Genomic DNA, 21,739 nt, shown 5'->3' with positions numbered 1-21,739 from the left:
ATGGCATCATCTCCCTACTGATTAACCGGTGCATCCTGCAACGTCCAAGTAACCGCACCTGTATATTGTTCACCAGCAACTGGTTGTCCGGCTGTGGGCTCAAACGCTATTCCATTTTTAGAATCCCACATAGCCGAAACAGGCGTTGTTTTCCCTGGTGTTCCAGTGGTCAAGCTCATCACTGGGCTTGAAGCAGAACTTAGCGTGTTATCCGTCCCTTTGTAAATATAATGCAGACTATTTGTCAAAACACATTTAGTTGTTACTCCTGTCATTTGTTTTTTTAAAGCAACCGTCAAATTCCATCCGTTTATAGGATATCCAGTTGGAATTTTACGGGTATCAGTAACTTCAAGTGCCTGACTGCCAGTAGCAACCTTTCCCATATAGATTGGGTTTCCAGTGAATTCAGCATTCAAATCACTTCCAAAATCAATATTTGAAGGAGCAGTCAGACTGAGTAACCCGTCTGTGTAGACAATCCGAATATTAAAACTCTTTTGCCCACCTGTACCTGCAAACATTACTCTCAGTACATACACCGATCCCACTGAGTTTGTCGTCCACGCCGCAAACTTATTAGCCAGAAGTGAATAACTGAATGCCGTTTTAGCATTTGCGCCATCAGTTGTAAACGTTCCTAACGTTTGCACTACACCGTTTTGAGGTGGGGTAGCACCATTTCCGGATAACTTTGTTAGGGTATAGGTAACGGTAATCTTTTCTTCGTCTGGATCTTGAATATAACCTGTAAGGGCTTGATCTGTATCACTTGCATAACGATATATATATGAAATATTGATATTATTGACAGCCTGATCAAGTTTAATGTTCGCATTAACAATCGTTCGCGCCGATTTACCTGAAGTAGTTTTCGCATTTGAACTTGCTTCTGTACTTGAGCTTTCTGCTGAACTACTTACTTGTGAGCTTGAGTCTTCTGCTGAACTGATTGCTTGTGAACTTGAACTTTCCACTTTTTCGACTGATGAACTCGATACACTGTTTTTGCTTTCATCTGCTGTACTTGGCAAACTCGATGAACTACTCGTACTTTCTGCTGAGGAAGCCTCAGCTTGGGCTCCTATCTGGACTACATTACTAGTCAGTGCCTGCTTACTATCCAAAATACTTATTGAAAATTCACCTGCAGATTGTGCAATTAACTTAATGACAAAATTTTTCGAGGTTTTTGGAGTTAAAGTTAAGTTCAACTTATCGCTCTCCAATTGATACTTAAATCCATCATTAGTAGCTGCTTGGCTAAGTGCCGTTTTATCAATTATCACCCCGGTTGGAATAATCATACTAAAATCAATTGAACTCTCTTCCACCGTTTTCAATTGATTTACTTTAATTTCAACCGCGTCCCCCACATGAACAGAGTTTTGCGAGATGACAAGGTTAAAATTCGGTTCTGCATCATCTGCATAAGTTTGTTGATGACTATACAATCCGAAAATACTGGCTAAAGTGACAAACACTAGTAACGACTTTAGAAATCTTTTCACAATCATCGCCTCTCCTCAAAACTAACCGCTTCCTTTTTACAAGTTAATCATAGCAAGTTTTAACTGATAGCGATTTCATTTTTTATAGTTAACTCAAAAAAATTGCAAGAATTCATATTTTTGTGTGCGTTAGAGCTCTCATTTTCTAATGTTTAATCATATTTCCATTCAAAAAAATGCAAAAAAAAAGAGTTAAATTCTGAGTATAATCTAGACTACTCAGAATCTGACTCTTTTCTACATTTTAGGAATAGTATTTGGGAAATAGCACGAGACCCAGCTAAAGCCTATTTTTCCCATTCTTTTTCTCTACTATTTTTTAAACATTAACTGATGCACCGGAGTCTTTTCATAAAAATGAGTTTCAACGATTTTTTTAATCGCTACTAAATCACGAGTAGTCCCTAGATTAGTTAGCCAATATGTATAATCCGTGTCATCGTAAGGCTCGTCGTGATAATTCGTTAGCACCAAATCATAGGCATTCCCGGGCTGATAATAGTTTACATTAACTCGCAAATCTCTTTTAAACATCTGGCGGATAAGATCAATAATCAACTGGCTAATATAATAATCAAAAGTAGTATCTACGCCAATATTGATATCCTTAATCTGTTGGTATCTAAAATCACGGATCGCAAATAGTAACCGCCGCTGAAAATAGATCCAATTTTGTTCAATTAATTTGCTCACTTCTCCATACTTGGATTGAGTTAACACTCGCATTATTTCTTTAACAACCTGGCGTGCCTGATGTGAGAAAAAATGCGAGACATAGTAGTCAGCATAAATTTCATCCATATATTCCAAATTACCCGAAAAACAAAACGGTCGTGCACAAATATCAAAAACTAACTTCATTAATTCAAAGGGCCACTGGCTATCCTTAATTTCGAGCGTTTTTTGGATCAAATGATTCGTTTGATCCACTACCTGAGACAACCGTGTGTGTTGAGAATTATAAATATCGTAAAAACGTTGAGCCACATTTGTCTTGCTATTAAATACAGACATACTAATTAACATGACACAAAACGCCTCAGATTCAAACTCCGATTTTGTTTGTGAACGAACATGAAAGACGCGCTGAAATACTTTTTTTATATGAAAATAAAGCTCATTGTTTTCGTATAATTCACGAACCGATTCTGGTATTCTCGTTTGTAACTTGGACTGGACAACCAACCGATGCTGAGAAATTGTCAACCACAAACGCACCCTATGAATTGCTTCAGAGTGAAAGTAGAAATGTAATTCGGTCTGCACTTCATTCACAAACTGATCCAAATTAAAATCTCGCACTTTAGGCGAATAATTAATGACTTGAAAAAGGTTGTAATAAAAGAAGCGAATTTGTAATTCATCCCCAATAATATTCCCATTGTGAATACTCAAATTGAATTCACTCAAAACGGTATTAAGCTGTTTAATAGTGCGCTACAAAGAAGCCTCACTAAGATTTAATTTTTCTTGAAGGGTATATGTCGTAAGACTTCCATGATTATAAAAAAGCATCACAAGTTGAAACTTGGGTGATTTTTTTAAATAACGATCAAACAGCCAATCATCAAGTGCAAAGTTTTTGAGTATTTTGAAACTCGCCGTATTGGCCTCGATTTTGATTTCTACCTTGTTTTCATCAACTAAAGGTTGAACATCCTCATTTAAATCTTCTAAATAACGTTTCAACGTTGCAGGTGAAATTTTTAATTTTTTGGTCAACGATTGCTTGGTCACTGGATTTCCGTCTAAATAAAGAATTTCTAGGATTTTAAATAAATTTTGTTGATTTTTCTCTAACAAATCCGTTTTGTACATCGTTATTAAACACTCACTTTTTATTTTTTCTACTTCTCTAGTTACACTTTACCATATAACATGTAAAACGTTTACAAATATAACGAATCATTACAATAAATAAACGCTTGTCTATAAAAAAGATGTTGCACTATGATTGAGTTCCAATCATAAAGCAACATCTTTAAATACCCTATCTAAAGGTTAAAAGGATCAAAATTACTTCAATAACTAGTATTAAACGACTTGGTTCAAAAGCAGTAGTTTAATTGCCGTCCTGCGGCTCCAAGTCGTGCCCACTATTCCGCCTAGTAATGATGATTTTCGTTCCGAAAATCTTTCTTGCTCCTGTCGATGTCGATTCTTGTGGCAAGCTCGGCCGCAAGAACTCGCACTACGTTCCAGCCCAAATTTGCTGGAAGACGGCATTTTATCTAATTTTGCTGCCATGAACGTTTTCGTATCAAGCAACAAGATAAGTTTTTGTAGTTTCAACCTTTAGTACCCTATTATTTAATTATTCAACCCGTGGTTCTCTTGCTTCATCTGCTTTACGACGCCCTTTATCCATGGCATTCTTGGCTTGATCCGTTTTCTTAGAAGCAAAGTTACCTGTCTTTTCGGCAGTGTTTTTCACCTTATCTTGTACAGTCTCACTATCCGCTTCATACTCTTCACGAGTTTTAACATCTACCACGTTTACATTAACTTCAATGACATCTAGATGAGTCATATCTTTAACTTCACGTGTAATAACTTCTTTCATCTGTTCAAAAATATCTTCAATATCTTTACCATATTCGGCAACGATGTCCATATCAATCGCAACTTGTTTTTTGCCAACTTCAGCATTGATCCCTGAACGCACATCATCACTATTGACCAATTTATCTTTAATATTAGAGAAAAATCCACCATCAACAGTCAACAAACCGTCAATCTCCTCTAAAGCAATTCCAACGATTTTTTGAACAACTTTATCATCGTAAGTAAGTTCGCCATTAATATCCGGTTTTGTTTGTGCATTAGATCTCTTATTCATTTGATCCCTTCCTGTCATACCGTTTGGTTGAATTAATTCTTTTTCTTTCATGTTAGTTTCCTCCTATTTATTCTTTGTTATTCAAATATTCATCTAACAGATGGCTTTTATCTAAATACAGCCCAATTGCTGTACCTATGCCCACCATAATGATGAGCAAAAGGGTTTGAAAAAAGCCAATCGTAACTAATAAAACTGCAATAATCAGTCCGACCACTCCCCCAATAATAGGGAGTTTATATTCATCAAATATTGCTTTCATTTGCGACCTCCTACTCTACGCGAACGTTTTTTGAAGTAGCCGCTCCCCTTGATTGGTAGCGTTCTAGTCTGACATTAACCTTAACTGAATGATGAGCACCCACAAGATTTTTTATTCGATCCTGGACTCTGTTTGACCATTCTTCAGTATGATCAACTAGAGCAGAAGTTCTCTTAATTTCACCTTTAACAATTACTGTAATTCGTCGATTTAACGTTTGAACCTTCACTTTAGGTGATCCAATAAAGTCCTCTTTATTGAGCATTGAACGTACCATTCCTTCAATGGCCCGGCTGTGCACACTCAACTTGCCTCGATTTTCCTTTAAAGTAAAAGTTGTCGTTGCTTTGGGATAAAAAAGAATGATCAGGATAACAATCAAAAAAGCAGCTAAGACAACTACAGAAATCCAAAACATTGTGGTATAAGCATAGTAATTTGTTAAAAAGAAATCTCTCATATTCACTAAAAATTGTGAATGCTGTTCCCCCGGCCAAGTTAAGGATGTGACAAACAAGCACAATACCATAAAGAGTAAGGCACAAACAATGAGGACTGTTTTAAAAAATTTATTCATATAGTTGCCCTCCTATAAATTGATCGCCTCTCCACCCGTTACCCCATAAATTTGGGCTGTGACATAACTTGCATCATTAGAAGCTAAGAAAACATACACGGGAGCTAATTCGGCTGGTTGTCCTGCTCGCTTTAACAAACTATCCTGACCAAATTTTGGCAAGGCCTCTTTTGGCTGACCCTTATCTAGCTGAATAGGTGTCCAAATCGGACCAGGAGCAACACCATTTACACGTATTCCCTTAATGGCAGCTTGTTTAGCTAAATTAATAGTAAAGTTTGCAATTGCTGCCTTCGTTGCTGCATAATCCATTAAATGTTTACTAGGATTAAAAGCTTGAATAGAGGTGGTTGTAACGATACTACTTCCTGCCGGTAAATGAGGTAACGCAGCTTGCGCCAAGGCAAACATTGAAAGAATATTAACTTGGAAAGTGTCGTTTACTTGTTTCATAGACAGATCCTCTAAATTTGAACAAGAAACTTGCTGACCTGCATTCAAAACTAGCGTATCTAACCCACCAAATTCATCTACAGTATCTTGAACAAGTTTTGCTGCTGTACTTTCTTCACGTAAATCGGCTGGCAGTAATAAAATACGGCGACCAGCCTCCTTTACGTACTCTGCAACAGCATTTGCATCCTTTTCTTCACCTGGAAAAAATTGAAGTGCAATATCTGCGCCTTCTCGAGCAAACGCAATGGCTGTTGCCCGACCAATTCCCGAATCACCACCAGTAATTAATACACGGCGATTCTCCAGTTTGTGATTGCCACGATAACTTGTCTCGCCGCAGTCAGGTACTGGTTGCATCTTGGCCTGAAGTGCCGGCGTTTCTTGATCTTGCTTTTCAAAGCCGTCAGTATGATACAAGTAACGTGGATCTTTCAGATCTGGTTCCTTCATAGCTTACTTTCCCCCTTCTTAACTGTCATATTGGGTCTAATTAGTAAACCCATTATCAATATTAGAAACCCCATTTTAAAGTGATCACCCTCATCTTATTGTTAAAATAAGATTTCCTTTTGATACTTTTAGGATATCGAAACCAGATTAGTTTTTCAAGCAAGATGCTTAACTATTTCTAATGATTAAAATAAGCATATCCTTTTAACTCGTCATCTGATTTCTGACATAATAGAAATAAACGCAATTAAATGTTTGAATTCATCATGTAAAACTGAACTTGAAAGGAGAGATATAGAAGTGATTTTAAATTTCAACATTTCAAAAAAAGGTATCACTAAAGCCAACCATCCAAAACAAATCAATTGGATAGTTTTAAAAAATGCCACCAAAGAAGAAACTCAAAAAACTATCGATCAATTTGATCTTCCAAATGACATTTTTATCGGATCCAATCAAGCCGAAGAAGTCTCTCGATTTGAAAAACTTAAAGATACAAACTTGAATAATAGCTATTCTCTTGTCTTTATTAATCTCTCTGCCAATACTAAAGAAAATATTGAATTCCAATTAGAGCCTATCTCATTTGTAATATCAGATTCGTTACTTATCACTTATGTCTGTGAGAATTCAGAGTTTATTGAACATCTCGTTGAACAAAGGGGACAGGAAATCACAAACTTAGATTTGCTAATTTCATTTGCCATTTTCACCACGTATACCCATTTTATTAAGGAACTACAGGAAATAAAAAAGACAATTGATGATTTAGATCAGGCCGCAAGAAAAACTACAGAAAATTCAGAATTATTCCGTTTAGCTGACACGGAAAGAAAGATTGTCTATCTAGATCACACATTACAGGATCAGGCCGAAACCTTAGATTCGTTATGGGAAGAAAAGGCGTTCATTTCAAATATTAATGATGAAGCATTGATTTATGACATCAAGCTCAGTCAACGCCATGCAAATAAACTAGTTCGCGTTTATCGAGACTTACTGGAAACTATTGGTGGACTGTTTACTGACATGATGGATAATAATCTCAATCATTTAATGAAATTTCTAGATTCGGCGGGATTAGTCATTTCGATTCCTGCTTTAATTTCTGGAATTTGGGGAATGAATACAGGTGGAATTCCTGGTAAAAGTTCGTCGTTTGGTTTTCTCATTGTTATGAGTTTAGCAACCCTTCTTACAATAATTACAGCAATTCATTTAAAGAAAAAAGATTATTCAAAATAGAAAATGCACAAACAATCTAATACGCTGTATGTTCAAAGCACAAATTACTCATGTGATCAAAAAAAGATCCAAAAGATTTGCCAATTTTAATGTGTTTTAGCTATTTAAGTTTGCAAATAAAACAGGCCAGAGAAAAAATTTCTCTGGCCTGTTTTTAAAGATCAAACATTTTCAATATTAATTATTTTTCATAATTACCTGTAATTGTATTCAGTTTAGAATAACTACCTGTTTGCGTATTATAACGGTAAATACCGGTCAAACTGCCTACTGTATTGGAAGAATTGTTCTGACGTACTTCAACTTGGTAGTAGTTCGTACCAATCTGCGTCACACCAAAAGAAAGTCCGCGCTGATTAGTAATCCCCACTGTTCCCGTGAATGAAGTAATGACACTATCAACCTGGTCATCCGTCAAACTCCCAGTAGTTTGAGACGCGCCTGAACTGCTTGAATTGCTATTTGAATTCATGCTGGAACTTTGAGATGTAGTCGAGCTACTACTTGCAACACTTATTTGATTCGTTAAAGCTTTTCCTTGCTCTTGAAGGTTTTTAATCCCTCTAACTGATGAAGGCAACGCATTTAATTTAGCCAAATCCGCTTTAGCTGTTTCGTAGTACCCATTTGAAACAGCATCATATGCATTTTGATACCACCTATTTGCTTCTTTTAGTTGAGCGGATTTGGTGCTCAAATCTTTAGCTTGTGAAGTCAGTGCATCCCCGTTTGTCTTTTCTGACGTCATTTTTGCCAAACTAGAATTTGCAGAATCAGTATCACCACTATTCAGTGCCTCTTTGGCGGCTAAATAGTTTTGAACATTTGCAAGTAATTCACTTACTTTACTATCATTATTGTTTAAGCTTTGCGCTTTTTTTAACGTTGCTAGTGCATTACTTGTTTGTCCATTTTCAATTTGCTTTTGGGCTTTTTTTAATAAAGCTGAGGCCTTTTTTTGGTTGGTCTGCGTTGAAGTGGCAGAAGACGACGAGCTACTTGCTGCATCACTTTGTCCACCATTACTGCATGCAACCAAAGAAAACAGCATAACAACAGCAGCTACCCCAACTAAGCTCTTCTTAATATTTAATTGTAAGGTCATGATTTTCTCCTCCTTGACGACATTATACCATGTTCCACAAGTTAATTAATAAACGAATAACCAGTAGATTAAATAGCTAATTGTCAGGGTAGCCAAAATCATAGCATTTGTCCATTTAAACATCATAAATAAAGCCAAATATTCTCTAAAAGCTGCAAACGGAAGATAATGGATGGATGTCGACGCACTAATTCCAGACATTGTTGTATGCAATCGTTTCGCAATAACACCAGCTCGAAACACGTGAAAACTGTTTGTAACAAAAATGGCTCGATGAAAAACCTTTTCCTTTGTCATTAATATTTCTGAATTATATAAATTCTCATAAGTAGAGGTTGAAGCATTTTCTTGAATAATTTGAGATTTAGCAATACCGTTTTCTATCAAGTAGTTGCCCATAGCACGACTCTCTGGCATGATTTCATCGGAACCCTGTCCACCCGAAACCACAAATTGCGGGTGAGCCCCTCGTTTTCGCTGCTGTTTGTATATTGCAATTCCTTTATCCAGGCGTCGCTGGAGAATCCTCGAAACACTGCCATCTGCCAGTAGACCCGCTCCCAAAATCACAATAAAATCCACAGAATACAGAATAGGCAATTCGTCCAGCAAAGAAGACAACGCATATGAAAGAAAACCAACCATGAGATAGCCGATCCATAAAAATAAAATACCAAGTATCATCCATATAAGATGACTACGAAAAAATAGCGAATTTAGTAGGGTTACAATAAGCATGCCCCAAATCACAAAACCAATAGTTTCTAACATGACGTAACCAAGTTGTGAACCCGAATAACGAATAAGTCTTCTACTATAGAGCACACAGGCAAGTGCAAAAAAGGCTAAAGCAATGGGAATAATTCCAGTCAGGACTAAGCTCGTAATCAACATCATAGCTTGCATCCAAGGTGCCTGAGTCACTTCAAGCCACTGCCAAACTGCAATCACAAAACATATCAGCCCGGCAATCAAAAAATAACCATTTAAAAATCGACGCCGATCAGTAAGCCACAACGTGATAAAAACTGCTAAACAAATGCTGCCCCAATAACTAAAGTCCATCTTTGTCACTTCCTCTCCTATTTTCATTTTAGAATGCTTTCGAGATTTTTTAAACTTTAATGTCGTTATTTAATTGTAGCTTTTCCTATACCGCAAAAAAAAGATAAAATCAAGTCTTTCATTTTTTTAATTTCGAGATACAATATATAGTGTTGTTTGGTTTTGAAATCGGAACATATTGTGTACGGCCGTATACATAGAAACAAGAGAGGAAGATAAGCAAATGTCTAATTATTTACACTTTTTGGCACATCAATTAAAGGGTTGGCCTCAACAAAACTACTATTTATTCTTTTTCAGTCTTGGTTGTCAAATCATGACTTTGGTGAATTCACCAATTACAGCTTTAACAATTACTACATTTATTGGAACCACATTAGGTGTTTTATGTATTTTAGCAATCAATGCCGCAAAATCAGTTAATGGTTGGTTAGGATTATTATCTGCATTATGTTTTATAATCACAGGTTTTGCAGCAAAAAATTATTTAAGTATGGCAGAACAGTTGGCTTACGTTGTTACACTTGATTTACCAGTTCTGATGAGTGCAAACTGGAACGTTAACATGGTTTCTAAGATTCGTAAGTTCACTGGTAAAACTTGGTTTGTGGCATTAGCTTCAACAGTGGTTGTTTACTTTGTCTCTGGTTACCTAATCGGTACATTCACTAATGATCCTCGTCCATGGGTTGACGCCATCAGTTTTTCAATTAGTTTAACAGCTGGTGTTATCTGCTTCCTCCGTTTCAACAACCAATACTTCTGGTGGGTTGCTTCAGGAATTGCACAAATGGTCCTTTGGTTCATTTCATTCCGTCAGGGCTCAGCTACATTAGCCATGTTTGTAAACAGTTCAATCTACCTTATTAACGATGTTTTAGCATTTACAACATCTCCATGGTACAACAAAAAAGAACGTGCACGTCTTATTAAGGAAGAAAATAATTATTCCGAAAAAGAAGAAACCGTTGGTGACGTGACACACGCCTAAGTCCACATACAAAAACAAGCGTATTTTTCAGCAAAAAGCTGGAAATACGCTTGTTTTCTTACTCAAAAAAAGATTGTTTAACCGTTTCAATTCGTTCACTCTTTATTAGGACAACTTATTGAAACAAACGGCCGCATTTAACCCCGATTCCTGCGAGATCGCGATCCCGCTTCCATCGATCTTAAATGCAGCTGTTTAACCGTTTCAATTCGTTCACTCTTTATTTTGTTTTTCTCATTCCAAAAATTGCTGATACGATTAGCACAACCACAATTGCACCAATTATCGAGGGAATTAATGCCATTCCTGCTAACTGAGGTCCCCATGTTCCCAAAAGGGATTGTCCTAACCAAGCACCCACTAGTCCTCCTACAATATTACCAATCCATCCTGCTGGTAAATCTCTACTTGTAATCGCACCTGCAAGCGCACCGATAATTCCACCAATAATTAAAGCCCATAGCCATCCAAACATTGTCCTTCACTCCTTTTGGTTTTGTCTAGAGTATTACTCATAAAATCAACTAGTGATCACTTAGTTGTCTCTATAAACGCCTCTTAGAAAAACAAGATTTGTTTACACAGTTAGTATAGCAAATTTCTAAAGGTTCTTACAACTTTAATGCTTATTGTAGTAATTATAATTTTCTTATGATACCGACTTATCAATATCTTATTTCAAGTCATTAATTCCCTTAACGTCTTCATCTGTTAATTTAACATTTGTTGCAGCCACATTCTGTTCCAAATGATCTAAATTGGAAGTCCCTGGAATTGGCAATATCACCGGTGATCGTTTTAATAACCAAGCCAAGGCAATTTGTGAAGGACTTGCCTGATACTTTTTGGCTAACCCATCTAAAACTGATCCTGGTTTAGCAAGAGCTCCAGTTGCCAAAGGAAACCAAGGAACAAAAATAATTTGATGGGTTTCACAGTAATCTAGAACATTCTCGTCTTTTCGATTAGTAACATTATAAAGATTTTGTACTGCTTCGATTTTGGCATACTTGCTGGCTTCTTGAATCTGATTGATTGAAACTTGACTTAGACCAATATGCTTAATTTTTCCTTCTTGCTGCATTTTGGCAAGTTCACCAATTTGATCCGCAACTGAAACTTTGGGGTCGATTCGATGCAAAAACAACAGATCAATACTATCTACACCCAATGTGCGTAAATTCATTTCAACTTCTTGTCGCAAATATTCAGGGCGACCAACTGGAATCCATTTATCAGGCCCTTGGCGTGTAAAACCCACTTTTGTTGAAATAAAAACATTTTTATATTCGCCCTTGTAAGGTGCAAAGGCATCCCGAATCAGTAAGTTAGAGGTGAACGGTCCATAAGCATCTGCCGTGTCAATAAAATTCACGCCTAGTTCAACTGCTCGTTGTAAAACCATTACAGCATTTTTAGGGTTCTCTGAGGGCCCCCAAACACCCTTGCCGGGTAGTTGCATTGCACCATATCCTAAGCGACTAAACGTTTTTTCTCCAAGTGTCAGTGTTCCCACCTTGTTTGCATTTACTTCAGTCATTATTTCACCTAATCTTTCTTTAAATTGATAGGCTATTTTTGCATGAAAGCTAAATTTAGCTTATCCTAAAACTATAGAACGTTTTCATTGTTTAACCGTTCAAGTCTAATGTCAACTATTTTAAATTCTAGGAGATGTCAATAATGAGTCATCAAATTCCACAAATCAAGCTTAATGATGGGGCCGTTTTTCCACAAGTAGGCTTTGGAACTTATAAATTAAATGGGGCAACTGGTGTAAGTGCTATTCGCAGTGCACTTGATAATGGCTATCGTGCTTTGGACTCAGCTTATAATTACGAGAACCATGGCGCACTTGGTGAGGCCATTCGACAAAGTGATATTCCGCGCTCTCAGATCATGATTACATCAAAATTACCAGGACGTCATCACCAATACGACGAAGCTTTAACTAACATTCAAGAATCACTTTACCAAACCGGGTTAAAATATTTCGACCTTTACCTAATTCACTGGCCAAATCCAAAAGAAGATCATTATGTGGAAGCATGGAAAGCTTTAATTGATGCCCAAAAATGGGGGTTAGTTCGTTCAATCGGCGTTTCTAATTTTTTACCAGAACATATTGATCGTTTGATTGATGAAACCGGCGTAACACCGGCCGTCAATCAGGTCGAATTGCATCCCTATTTCTCACAGGCACCTCAACGTGAATACGATGCAGATCATCATATCGCAACTGAAGCTTGGAGCCCTCTTGGTCGAGCAAGTTCTGTACTGCAAGATTCCACAATCAAAAAAATTGCTGATGCCCATAAGAAATCCGTTGGTCAAATAATCTTACGCTGGGAAACTCAGATAGGTGTTATGCCCATTCCAAAATCAAGTTCAACCGTCCGTCAAAGAGAAAACTTACACATCTTTGATTTTGAGTTAACGCCAGAAGAAATGGAAGCCATCACGAATTTGGACCGTCCAGACGGCCGTGTTAAGAACCAAGATCCAGCAGTTTATGAAGAATTTTAAATATAAATGGAAAATAAGACACATTAGATTCTGTGTACTGAGTTACGTCAGAATCTAATGCGCCTTATTTTTCATTCTCTTTTATTTATGCTTTTGCCTGTTTTTTCATAATCCAATAGAATGGTACAGCAATCACCAGGGCCCCAAAACCAAATAACAATTGTGACACATCAACCTGAATCAGCAACCACACACTGACCAAAATTGCGATGATTGGAATTAACCAACCTCCAGGAATTTTGAACGTTCGTAGTTCCTGTGCCCGCGTATAACGAAACACAATAACCGCCAAACAAGTTGGAATATACTGAGCAAAACGCGAAACCACGCTAATTTGAGCTAAAGTTTCGAACGTTCCAGACCAAGCAATCAGTAGTGATATTGTTGCCGACACAAGAATGGCCACGTATGGGGCATTCTTTTTATTACGCCGACCAACAATTGCCGGCATAATACCGTTTTCTGCCATTGCTACTCCTGAACGAGGTGTAATAAATGAAGATGCCACACAGATACCACCAATTGAGATGATTGTCCCGGCAGCCACCAGACTAGTTCCAAAATTACCAGCAATTTTACCAAATGCTTCTTGAATTGGTGCCGTTGACGCGCTTAGGTGTTGTCCTAAAATTCCAATCGACACAACTTGTAACAAAATATAAAACACGGTTACAATCACAATGACCAGTAAAATAGCACGTGGCAAATTCTTCTCTGGTTTTCGCATATCACCGGCAGCTACCACTAAGCCTTCAAATCCAGTAAAGGCGTAAAACAGTAAAACTGCTGCTGCAGCAAATGCACCACTATGATAAGTTCCCCCAGGAAACAACGGTGTAAAATTGTTACCATTAATTGCAAAGAATCCAATCAAAACAAACAACAGCAAGGGTAATAATTTCGCAATTGTCACAATGTTATTCACGATTTTTGAAAGGGTGACACCAGAAATATTCATCAGTGCCAAACTCACAATCACTACGGTCACAATAATATTTTTAATCAGGGGGGTATTCCAACCTGGTACAATCCCGCCTAACGCAGTCGCAAACGCAACCGCCATTGTCGCCTCAGCAATCATGCGAATTGCCCAAGTCACAAAACCGACCTCATAACCTACAAATTCACCAAAGGCTGCTTTAGCGTATATGTATGGACCCCCATTTACTTCAAACAAGGAAGCACATTCTGCAAAACAAACGGTAATACTTGTCACAAGTAAAGCATCAAAAATAAAAACACCGATACTTGCGGTTCCCATCAGTTTCATCGCTTGATTTGGAAGTAGAAAAATTCCTGAACCAATAATCCCATTAATCCCTAACAGGACAATACTCCAAAAACCCATCTTTTGTTTTTCTGTTTCAATATGCATAGGTATCCTCACTTTCGCGCGCTTTAATTGTGTTGGCTACGTTTAACCAAATCTTTAAAAAACTCTAGTTGGTCTGGAAATTCTTGCCACATATTTTCGGGATGCCATTGAACTGCTACTATTTCACTATTTTGTGTAGACTCAACAGCTTCAATCACTTGATCATCACTTTGTGCAGAAACGGTTAATCCGACTGCAACTTTCCGCACAGCCTGATGATGCCGTGAATTTACATAACTGCGATCTGTTTTGAGAATTGATCGCACATAACTATGAGGTTCAATGACCACATGGTGCGTTGGAAATTCACCGGGAGCCGCCTGCGCATGTCGGATTCGACAACTTGGATCTTGCACACCTAAATCTTGGAAAACTGTGCCGCCCATGGCAATATTAATCACTTGAATTCCTCGACAGATTCCAAAAATCGGCTTTTTGGCAGCCATTGTTGCTTTGACAAGTGCAATTTCAAATGCATCACGCTTATAATAAGTTCGACCAATTTCAGGAATCGGCTCTTCACCAAAGAAGGTAGGATCCACATCTGGACCACCCGGAATTAACAAACCATCAAACGTGTTCACAAGTTCTTCCGATAACTCAGGAGCAGTATAAGGTAAAACGATCGGGAGGCCACCCGCTGCTAAAACTGCGTCTACTGCACCACGAGGAGCAAAGTCAGCCCGGCGTTCGTTAATAACTTCTGAATCAGCCACCCTCACATCTGCAGTAATTGCAATAACTGGTTTCATGTAACTAACACTTCTTTCTCATTTTTTAATTTAATTTTAACAATATACCATTTTTCTAGAAGTTTCTCAAGTTTAAATCAAAAAAGTAGCCTTCCAATTCAACTAATTAGTTGACTTGAAAGGCCGCCTTAACTTCAATAAACTATTTTAAAATGTGTAGAAATAGGAGCCAAAGTTCTACTTTATTCGTCAATCTTAATTTTTTCCCAATCTTTACCCCAGATGACACCAACGATTTCTTCACCGGTGTGGGACATAATTACGGGCCCCAATTGATTACTCTCAAACTTAGCTGCTGGAAACTCTTGTTGAATGGTCTCTTCCCATTTGGCACTTAAATCATGGTCTACTCCGTAAATAATGGAAACACGATACTCATCTTCACCACGGTCCAAATCAGAATGTAGATTATCCAAAACTTTTTGAAGTGCACGTTTCCGTGTGCGTTCCTTACTTTGAATCACAATACGTCCCTTTTCATCCATATCTAAAATTGGCTTAATTCTTAACAAGTTTCCCATAATGGCCGAGCGGTTGGTGATCCGTCCTGAACGCATCAAAAAGCTTAAATTATCCACCATAAAATCAACCTTAGTTGTCTCACGAAGGTGTTTCAAATAAGGAATAATTTCCGTACCAGTTTTCCCCTCTCGACGTAATTTGGCAGCCAACAAGACCATGTTAGCTTCACCTTGACTAGTCATACGCGAATCAAACGGGAGGACATTAATTTCTGTAATACCTTTTGCATATTCCGTTAGGTTTTCGATGAAACTTGTAATGCCACTAGATAGATGGATACAAATCACCTCATCGTAATTTTCGGCAATCAATTTATCGAAAACTTCTTGCATTTGTCCTAACGTGATTTGAGTTGTGGAGGGCATCAAACCGGAAGTCTGGAGCTTTTCATGGAACAACTGATCATCAATATCAATATTCTCCAAAAAAGTTTCTTGCCCAAAAATAACCGTGATTGGTACCACAATGATGTCATTTTCACGAACTTGTTGGTCAGAAAGGTAGGCAGAACTATCCGTTACAATTGCTGTTTTCATACATTTCTCCTCGTTGTTTGGATACCTTTTAGTATAAAGACTTACGTGAGAATAGCAAATCAAATCCATGGAATTAGGAAGTATTTTCCCTGACAAAATTTACATTATAAAAAAATTGGTCACTTCTGTAACAAATTATTGGGTTCATCTATTAGAAAATCACACTCTCAAAACTCGAATTGTGATATCGCTGTCAATTGCGCTATAATAGCTTTATTGAGTTAAGGAAGGGAAAAACGTAATGAATTACAATCCGGGAAAAGATTACCTAACTATCGATATTGGCGCAACATATACGAAATATGCGCTAATTGATCATAGTGGTAATTTAAAAGTTAAGTCCCAGTTTAGTACACCGCGCGATAGTGTGGATAGTTTTTTAAAAAAATTATATGGCGTAATTAACGAAGTCCTTCCACATATCAGGGGGGTCGCTTTTAGTGTACCTGGCCGTATTGATCAAAAAGAACAAATTATTTATCACGGCGGCGCCCTCCCAATGTTACACGGCCTTAGTTTAAGTAAAATTATTAATCGCCGGTATGACTTGCCGGTGACCATGGAAAACAGTGGTAAAGCAGCCGCCCTAGCAGAACTCTGGCTAGGTAATTTAAAAGAAATCAAAAATGGTGCCGCAATTATCTTGGGAACCACTGTGGACGGTGGCATCATTCTAAATGGTCACCTTTGGTATGGATCTAATGCTCAGGGTGGTGACCTAAGTTTTATGCTCTCGCAAATTAACGGTGCAGCAGATGATGCTGATAATTTAATGTTTAATGCAGGTTCAGCAGTAAGAATGATTAATAATATTGCAACTGTATTGGACTTTACTGATCATAACGATGGGATGCGTGTTTTCAAAGCAATTGAAAATGGCGAACCCGCCGCACGAAAAATTTTCGACCAGTACTGCCGCAGAATTGCCTATATGATTATCAATACTCAAGCTGTCCTTGATTTAAGCAGATATGTCATTGGCGGTGGTATCAGTGCAGAAAGTATCCTCGTGCCGGAAATAAAACATCAATTACAATTACTTAGAGATGACAATACGTTACTGCGCAAAACTTTGTCTGTTCCAGAAATCTATTCGGCCTATTTTAAGAACGATGCAAGTTTGTATGGTGCACTTTACAATCTTCTTCTCCATTTAGACGATGAGCATCTCATCCCTGATTTTGAAAGTAAACCACAGGACGATCCTTCCCAATCCAATTAATACGGGTCTTCAATAAACTAAAAAGTGATTAAGTATGAAATGGCTTAGCTTCAAAAGCTCATAATTTCGTCTTAATCACTTTTTTAATCAAACTATTGGTTTTAACATATGTATGGTAAACTTGTGTACAAAATATGTTTAGTGATGTACTAGAAAATGTTATCAACCTTAACCTATCCATTTTACGGAGGAACACCTGCATGAAGAATCCCAATACAGTACCAGAACTGCTGCAAAGCTTTCAAACTAACTTTAAAAATTTTAAGATTTTCAAACATGCCCTATTTGTAAACTACGCATTGATTCCTCGAATAATCACTTAGCTTGGTTTAATAACCTATTTTGCCGGCGTTTTATCGTTCGGTCTCTTTGCGTTAAGTATCCATATGTCGATTATGCCGTTGTTCCACGTTTGGCTGTATCAGATTATCCCCATGCTTTTAATTCCTTTTTCTTTCACCCCTGGTTCAATTGTATATTGGTGTTTAACAGTCTGGGAACTAGCCACCATTTATGAAGTCATAGAAAAAATCATTCGGGAAGTCGGAATTCGAAACTTATTCCGGCAGGTTCAGAAAAATAGCCGTCTTTTACAAATCGGCTATGCCTATGAATTAAATCCCCACGAGAATCTTATCCTTAAACAAGATCCGAAAACCGGATCATGGACCGATACGCTTGCTGCCCTCCCTGTAGATGTTCAAAATCAGTGGGAACACATTTTCCACATTCAAGAAGGCAAATTTGGCTTCCAGCGGGCAACCAACTATAACGCCCATGCAATTCAAAATTTCTTAAAAAAAGATTTCCACATAAATTTACTTTTTTAGACGTACTGCCTTCTATTGGTGCATTACCGTTTTACTGGCAAACCACCGATACGCCCTCAGAAAAAATTGTTTTTTATTTCAAGAATAACGACCATAAGGCTAGCTATGTTCTTAACAATTTCACCCCTGACGGCCATAAAATACGAAAAACCTTAAAACAGATTTTAATTGAAAATTTATTAATTTTTATTTGGTGGTAATAAATAAGAAGAGGCCGAATATTATTTCTAAAATGTAAAAAAGGCAGTTAGATTTTTTCGCTTAGCTACGCCTAATGAACGATCCAAAGTATGGATCATTCGTTAGTCTAGGCTATGCTCAGAATCTAACCGTCCTTTTTTCTACTCTCTTTACTTTACTGCTCCGTTGCACTTTGTTGACTAATACTCAAGATTGCAATTCGAATTATAGCCAAATTGACATGTTTTTCCGTCGTTTCGTCAAGTTCCAGATAACGACTCACATATTTATCTAGCTCTTTATAGACATCACTTGCTTCTAATTCTTCATCCGAAGCATTTTGGTATTCATCAAGCATTTTTTTGATTTCATCTTTTTCAACCGCATCCGTAAAATCCGTGACAACACCAGCTCCATCGTACATTTCCACTAAACTTGTTTCTGGATTAATGTCTAGATCAAAATCAGACAATGGTGTTTCGATTAAGAAAAAGCCTAAATCGCTGTAATTATCGGTATGAATAACTGCTCCACCCTGCTCACCGCGATCAATAAAAACATAATAGTCATGTTGATCCTTACTTTTGACAAAATAATCGACCCCTGACATATTTGGCAAACTTTGAATGACACTATTTTCGTTAACCCGAATTGCGTTTCCTGTTTCATTGATTTTGGCTAATGTTGGATATTGGTAAAGCATACTAAACCTCCCACACTGATTATTCAGCGATTTTTGTTCATAAAATCCATTATACAACTATTCATCATAAATGCATGTTACAAGTTTTAATCACTTACTGAATCAAGTACACTTTGCACTCATAAGGGCGTAAGGTCTCGTTTTGATCGTCAGCATAATTCCCCAAAAGCTTCAATTTATTACTTTGCTGGCTCAAATCATACCACCGCTGTACGGTTCTTTCTGTGAAATTACTAATAACTAATAGATCTTGTGTGTCTAAATGACGGGTATATGCCCAAACTTGGTCATCATCTGGATCTAACAACTGATAATCCCCATAAACAATTACATCATACTGTTTACGCAGTTGATTCATTCGCCGATAGAAATTAAAAACTGAATTCTCATCGTCAACTGCTTGTTTGGCATTAATTTCATCATAATTAGGATTAACCGCAAGCCATGGGGTTGCTTTACTGAACCCAGCATTCTTCGAAGTATTCCATTGCATTGGTGTACGTGCATTATCTCGTGACGAGTGTTTCAAATATTGTAACATCTGGTGGGAAGTCACCAACTTTTTTTGATCGACCAGTTCGTGATAGGCATTTAAACTCTCAATATCCTTATACTGTTCTAACAATTTGAAATTAGCATTGGTCATTCCTAACTCTTCGCCTTGATAAATATAGGGTGTGCCCTGCATAAAATGCAAAGTTGCTCCAAGCATCTTAGCCGAGGCAACGCGAAATTTCTCTTGATCATTGCCAAAACGTGAAACTGCTCGTGGCTGATCATGATTATTCCAGTACAAAGCATTCCATGCCTTACCATTTAGATCTGTTTGCCACTTAGACATCACTTGCTTTAGGTCGGTCAACTTTACCCGATTAGTACTCCATTTGCCGATCAACGGATTCTCATTGCCATCAAGGCCCATATGTTCAAACTGAAAAACCATTTCTAGCTCATGGCTATCGAACCCTGTATATCGAATTGCATCTCGTGTAGAGGCATTTGGCGTTTCACCCACAGTCATCACGTCGTAGTGTGACAAAACCTCTTGATTCATTTCTTTCAAATAATCGTGAACGTGCGGTCCATTGGCAGCCAAATTGGCTTGACCATCAACTTTAACATCAGGTAGACCCTCAGGTTTAGAAATCAAATTAATGACATCCATTCGGAATCCATCCACGCCTTTATCTAACCAAAAACGCATAATATCAAACACAGAATGCCGTACATTAACATTATCCCAGTTAAGATCTGGTTGTTTTTTTGAAAACAGATGTAAATAATATTGACCTGTTTTTTCATCAAACTGCCAAGCTGAACCACCAAATGCACTTTGCCAGTTATTTGGTTCCTGATCGTTTTTGGGATCACGCCAAATATAATAATCGCGATAATCATTCAAGCGATCTTTACGACTTTCCGCAAACCAATGATGCTCATCCGAAGTATGATTAACAACTAAATCCATCATTATCTTCAATTTTTTCTTGTGAGCTTGTTCTAACAGACGATCAAAGTCCGCCATGTTACCAAACTCTGACATAATTTTTTTATAGTCCGCAATGTCATAACCATTATCATCGTTAGGTGATTTATAAATTGGATTTAACCAAATGACATCTGCACCAAGTTTTTTAATGTAATCTAAATGTTCAATGACACCATTTAAATCCCCGATACCATCATTATTCGTGTCTTGAAAACTCCGCGGATAAACCTGATAGACAACTGCTTCTTGCCACCAATGTTTTTCCATAAACAAAACTCCCATCCAAAAATCTAAAATATCTTATATCTTCATTATGCCTTGTCACGGAATCGGTTTCAATTATCCCGATTATCATATCTAGTTTAATCGCTAAATTAGCGAAATCAGATTATTGAAAACATGCAGTCCAATATTGTAGCGAATATCTTTTGTATACGCATAAGTGAGTGCCAGCAACCACCCCATGAGGGCATAGACTAGCCAACCCAACAAAGAACTCACATCATGGACGGCTCCAAAAATGGCTCCACTTAAAAATACGCCAATAAGCTGCATTCTTTTGTCATTTGAATTAAAAAACCAATTAAAAAAGAATCCCCGAAATAAAATTTCTTCAATAATCGGAGCAAAGACAACTGCGTCCAAGCCCATCCACCAAGGAATGGCTTTTGCAAATGCAATAACCGTCTGTTGATTTTGTGACGTTGGCAATAATTTCGCCTGATTCATCCAAATCTGCATTGCTAAAAATAAGATCCAAAGAATCACAATCATGATCATAAAAATAACAATTCGTTTCGTCGGTTTTGTTCGCCCAAAATGAGCCAAATTGTGCTTGCGCAACTGCGTCCTATACATTTGAATAAACAAGACTAACATAAATCCAGTTGTAATCAGGTACATGACAAACGCAACCAAGACAAAGGCCTGGTTGGTTGGCATTAAATAGGCCATCTGTAAGGGAATTGTTCCAATTTGATATACAAAGAACATTCCAATAAATTTTAGTATGTTAAAGAAAAGTTGTTGCCAGTCTATTTTCATTAGATTACCCCCGCTGTGTTTCCAATATGCTATTAGTTTAGGCGTTACCTTTCGTAAAC

General features: G+C 37.5%; 20 protein-coding genes and 1 pseudogene. 5 read left to right on the top strand and 16 right to left on the bottom strand.

Annotation, left to right across the window (positions count from 1 at the left end; genetic code table 11):
* Window positions 1-14: 14 nt before the first annotated feature.
* The 6 genes and pseudogenes from AB3217_RS02510 to AB3217_RS02485 form a co-directional block, all read right to left on the bottom strand.
* On the bottom strand, window positions 15-1,511 hold the full coding sequence (locus AB3217_RS02510; RefSeq protein ID WP_367365629.1) for a WxL domain-containing protein: 1,497 nt from the start codon (window positions 1,509-1,511) through the stop codon (window positions 15-17).
* 312 nt (window positions 1,512-1,823) lie between these two features.
* Window positions 1,824-3,329 (bottom strand): annotated as a pseudogene (locus tag AB3217_RS02505) (helix-turn-helix domain-containing protein).
* Between the two features lie 496 nt (window positions 3,330-3,825).
* Window positions 3,826-4,350 carry an Asp23/Gls24 family envelope stress response protein gene (locus AB3217_RS02500; protein ID WP_057784022.1) on the bottom strand — a complete coding sequence of 175 codons (525 nt, stop codon included), beginning with the start codon at window positions 4,348-4,350 and terminating at the stop codon, window positions 3,826-3,828.
* Window positions 4,351-4,417: 67 nt separating this feature from the next.
* Window positions 4,418-4,612 carry a DUF2273 domain-containing protein gene (locus AB3217_RS02495; protein WP_068805789.1) on the bottom strand — a complete coding sequence of 65 codons (195 nt, stop codon included), beginning with the start codon at window positions 4,610-4,612 and terminating at the stop codon, window positions 4,418-4,420.
* Window positions 4,613-4,622: 10 nt separating this feature from the next.
* Window positions 4,623-5,189, bottom strand: coding sequence for an alkaline shock response membrane anchor protein AmaP (gene amaP, locus AB3217_RS02490; RefSeq protein ID WP_057783962.1), 567 nt, complete (start codon window positions 5,187-5,189; stop codon window positions 4,623-4,625).
* A 12-nt stretch (window positions 5,190-5,201) separates the two neighbouring features.
* Window positions 5,202-6,095: an SDR family oxidoreductase gene (locus tag AB3217_RS02485; RefSeq protein ID WP_068805787.1), complete on the bottom strand. Its 894-nt coding sequence runs from the start codon at window positions 6,093-6,095 to the stop codon at window positions 5,202-5,204.
* 300 nt (window positions 6,096-6,395) lie between these two features.
* On the opposite strand from AB3217_RS02485, the gene AB3217_RS02480 reads away from it, so the two are divergent.
* Complete coding sequence (locus AB3217_RS02480) at window positions 6,396-7,340, top strand: magnesium transporter CorA family protein (RefSeq protein WP_068805785.1); 945 nt, start codon at window positions 6,396-6,398, stop codon at window positions 7,338-7,340.
* A 181-nt stretch (window positions 7,341-7,521) separates the two neighbouring features.
* On the opposite strand, the gene AB3217_RS02475 is transcribed toward AB3217_RS02480, so the two are convergent.
* Window positions 7,522-8,445, bottom strand: coding sequence for a hypothetical protein (locus AB3217_RS02475; protein WP_057783968.1), 924 nt, complete (start codon window positions 8,443-8,445; stop codon window positions 7,522-7,524).
* Window positions 8,446-8,490: 45 nt separating this feature from the next.
* Complete coding sequence (locus tag AB3217_RS02470; RefSeq protein WP_084254256.1) at window positions 8,491-9,537, bottom strand: YdcF family protein; 1,047 nt, start codon at window positions 9,535-9,537, stop codon at window positions 8,491-8,493.
* A 196-nt stretch (window positions 9,538-9,733) separates the two neighbouring features.
* Here AB3217_RS02470 and pnuC point away from each other — a divergent pair, with 196 nt between their 5' ends.
* Entirely contained in the window at window positions 9,734-10,501 is a 768-nt protein-coding gene (gene pnuC / locus AB3217_RS02465) for a nicotinamide riboside transporter PnuC (protein ID WP_057783976.1), read from the top strand.
* 220 nt (window positions 10,502-10,721) lie between these two features.
* Here the strand turns inward: pnuC and AB3217_RS02460 are convergent, their stop codons facing one another.
* Window positions 10,722-10,976: a GlsB/YeaQ/YmgE family stress response membrane protein gene (locus tag AB3217_RS02460; RefSeq protein ID WP_057783977.1), complete on the bottom strand. Its 255-nt coding sequence runs from the start codon at window positions 10,974-10,976 to the stop codon at window positions 10,722-10,724.
* Window positions 10,977-11,174: 198 nt separating this feature from the next.
* A complete protein-coding gene (locus AB3217_RS02455; RefSeq protein ID WP_057783980.1) occupies window positions 11,175-12,041 on the bottom strand; it encodes an aldo/keto reductase in 867 nt (288 codons plus the stop codon).
* Between the two features lie 143 nt (window positions 12,042-12,184).
* Here AB3217_RS02455 and AB3217_RS02450 point away from each other — a divergent pair, with 143 nt between their 5' ends.
* Window positions 12,185-13,027 (top strand): aldo/keto reductase, encoded by an 843-nt coding sequence (locus AB3217_RS02450; protein WP_068805780.1) that lies wholly within the window; start codon window positions 12,185-12,187, stop codon window positions 13,025-13,027.
* Window positions 13,028-13,112: 85 nt separating this feature from the next.
* Here the strand turns inward: AB3217_RS02450 and AB3217_RS02445 are convergent, their stop codons facing one another.
* The 3 genes from AB3217_RS02445 to AB3217_RS02435 all read right to left on the bottom strand — a co-directional run bounded on the left by AB3217_RS02445 (window position 13,113) and on the right by AB3217_RS02435 (window position 16,212).
* The gene (locus AB3217_RS02445; protein WP_057783983.1) at window positions 13,113-14,402 is read right to left on the bottom strand and encodes an APC family permease; all 1,290 of its coding nucleotides are present in this window, start codon (window positions 14,400-14,402) and stop codon (window positions 13,113-13,115) included.
* Between the two features lie 23 nt (window positions 14,403-14,425).
* Entirely contained in the window at window positions 14,426-15,154 is a 729-nt protein-coding gene (locus AB3217_RS02440) for a gamma-glutamyl-gamma-aminobutyrate hydrolase family protein (protein WP_068805777.1), read from the bottom strand.
* Between the two features lie 182 nt (window positions 15,155-15,336).
* The gene (locus tag AB3217_RS02435; RefSeq protein WP_057783987.1) at window positions 15,337-16,212 is read right to left on the bottom strand and encodes a DegV family protein; all 876 of its coding nucleotides are present in this window, start codon (window positions 16,210-16,212) and stop codon (window positions 15,337-15,339) included.
* 241 nt (window positions 16,213-16,453) lie between these two features.
* Between AB3217_RS02435 and AB3217_RS02430 the strand changes: the two genes are divergently transcribed.
* Window positions 16,454-17,434, top strand: coding sequence for an ROK family protein (locus tag AB3217_RS02430; protein WP_068805774.1), 981 nt, complete (start codon window positions 16,454-16,456; stop codon window positions 17,432-17,434).
* A 386-nt stretch (window positions 17,435-17,820) separates the two neighbouring features.
* Window positions 17,821-18,264, top strand: coding sequence for a hypothetical protein (locus tag AB3217_RS02425; protein ID WP_367365628.1), 444 nt, complete (start codon window positions 17,821-17,823; stop codon window positions 18,262-18,264).
* A 355-nt stretch (window positions 18,265-18,619) separates the two neighbouring features.
* Here the strand turns inward: AB3217_RS02425 and AB3217_RS02420 are convergent, their stop codons facing one another.
* The 3 genes from AB3217_RS02420 to AB3217_RS02410 all read right to left on the bottom strand — a co-directional run bounded on the left by AB3217_RS02420 (window position 18,620) and on the right by AB3217_RS02410 (window position 21,680).
* The gene (locus AB3217_RS02420) at window positions 18,620-19,147 is read right to left on the bottom strand and encodes a hypothetical protein (protein WP_057783993.1); all 528 of its coding nucleotides are present in this window, start codon (window positions 19,145-19,147) and stop codon (window positions 18,620-18,622) included.
* A gap of 94 nt (window positions 19,148-19,241) precedes the next feature.
* Entirely contained in the window at window positions 19,242-20,903 is a 1,662-nt protein-coding gene (locus AB3217_RS02415; protein WP_317763376.1) for an alpha-glucosidase, read from the bottom strand.
* A 102-nt stretch (window positions 20,904-21,005) separates the two neighbouring features.
* Window positions 21,006-21,680, bottom strand: a complete 675-nt coding sequence (locus tag AB3217_RS02410) for a CPBP family intramembrane glutamic endopeptidase (RefSeq protein WP_057783997.1) — start codon at window positions 21,678-21,680, stop codon at window positions 21,006-21,008.
* Window positions 21,681-21,739 lie beyond the last annotated feature (59 nt).

The organism is Pediococcus parvulus (assembly GCF_964063155.1).
Lineage (GTDB): Bacteria > Bacillota > Bacilli > Lactobacillales > Lactobacillaceae > Pediococcus > Pediococcus parvulus.
Note: the sequence above shows the minus strand (reverse complement) of the source record. Positions and strands in the feature narration are given on the sequence as shown.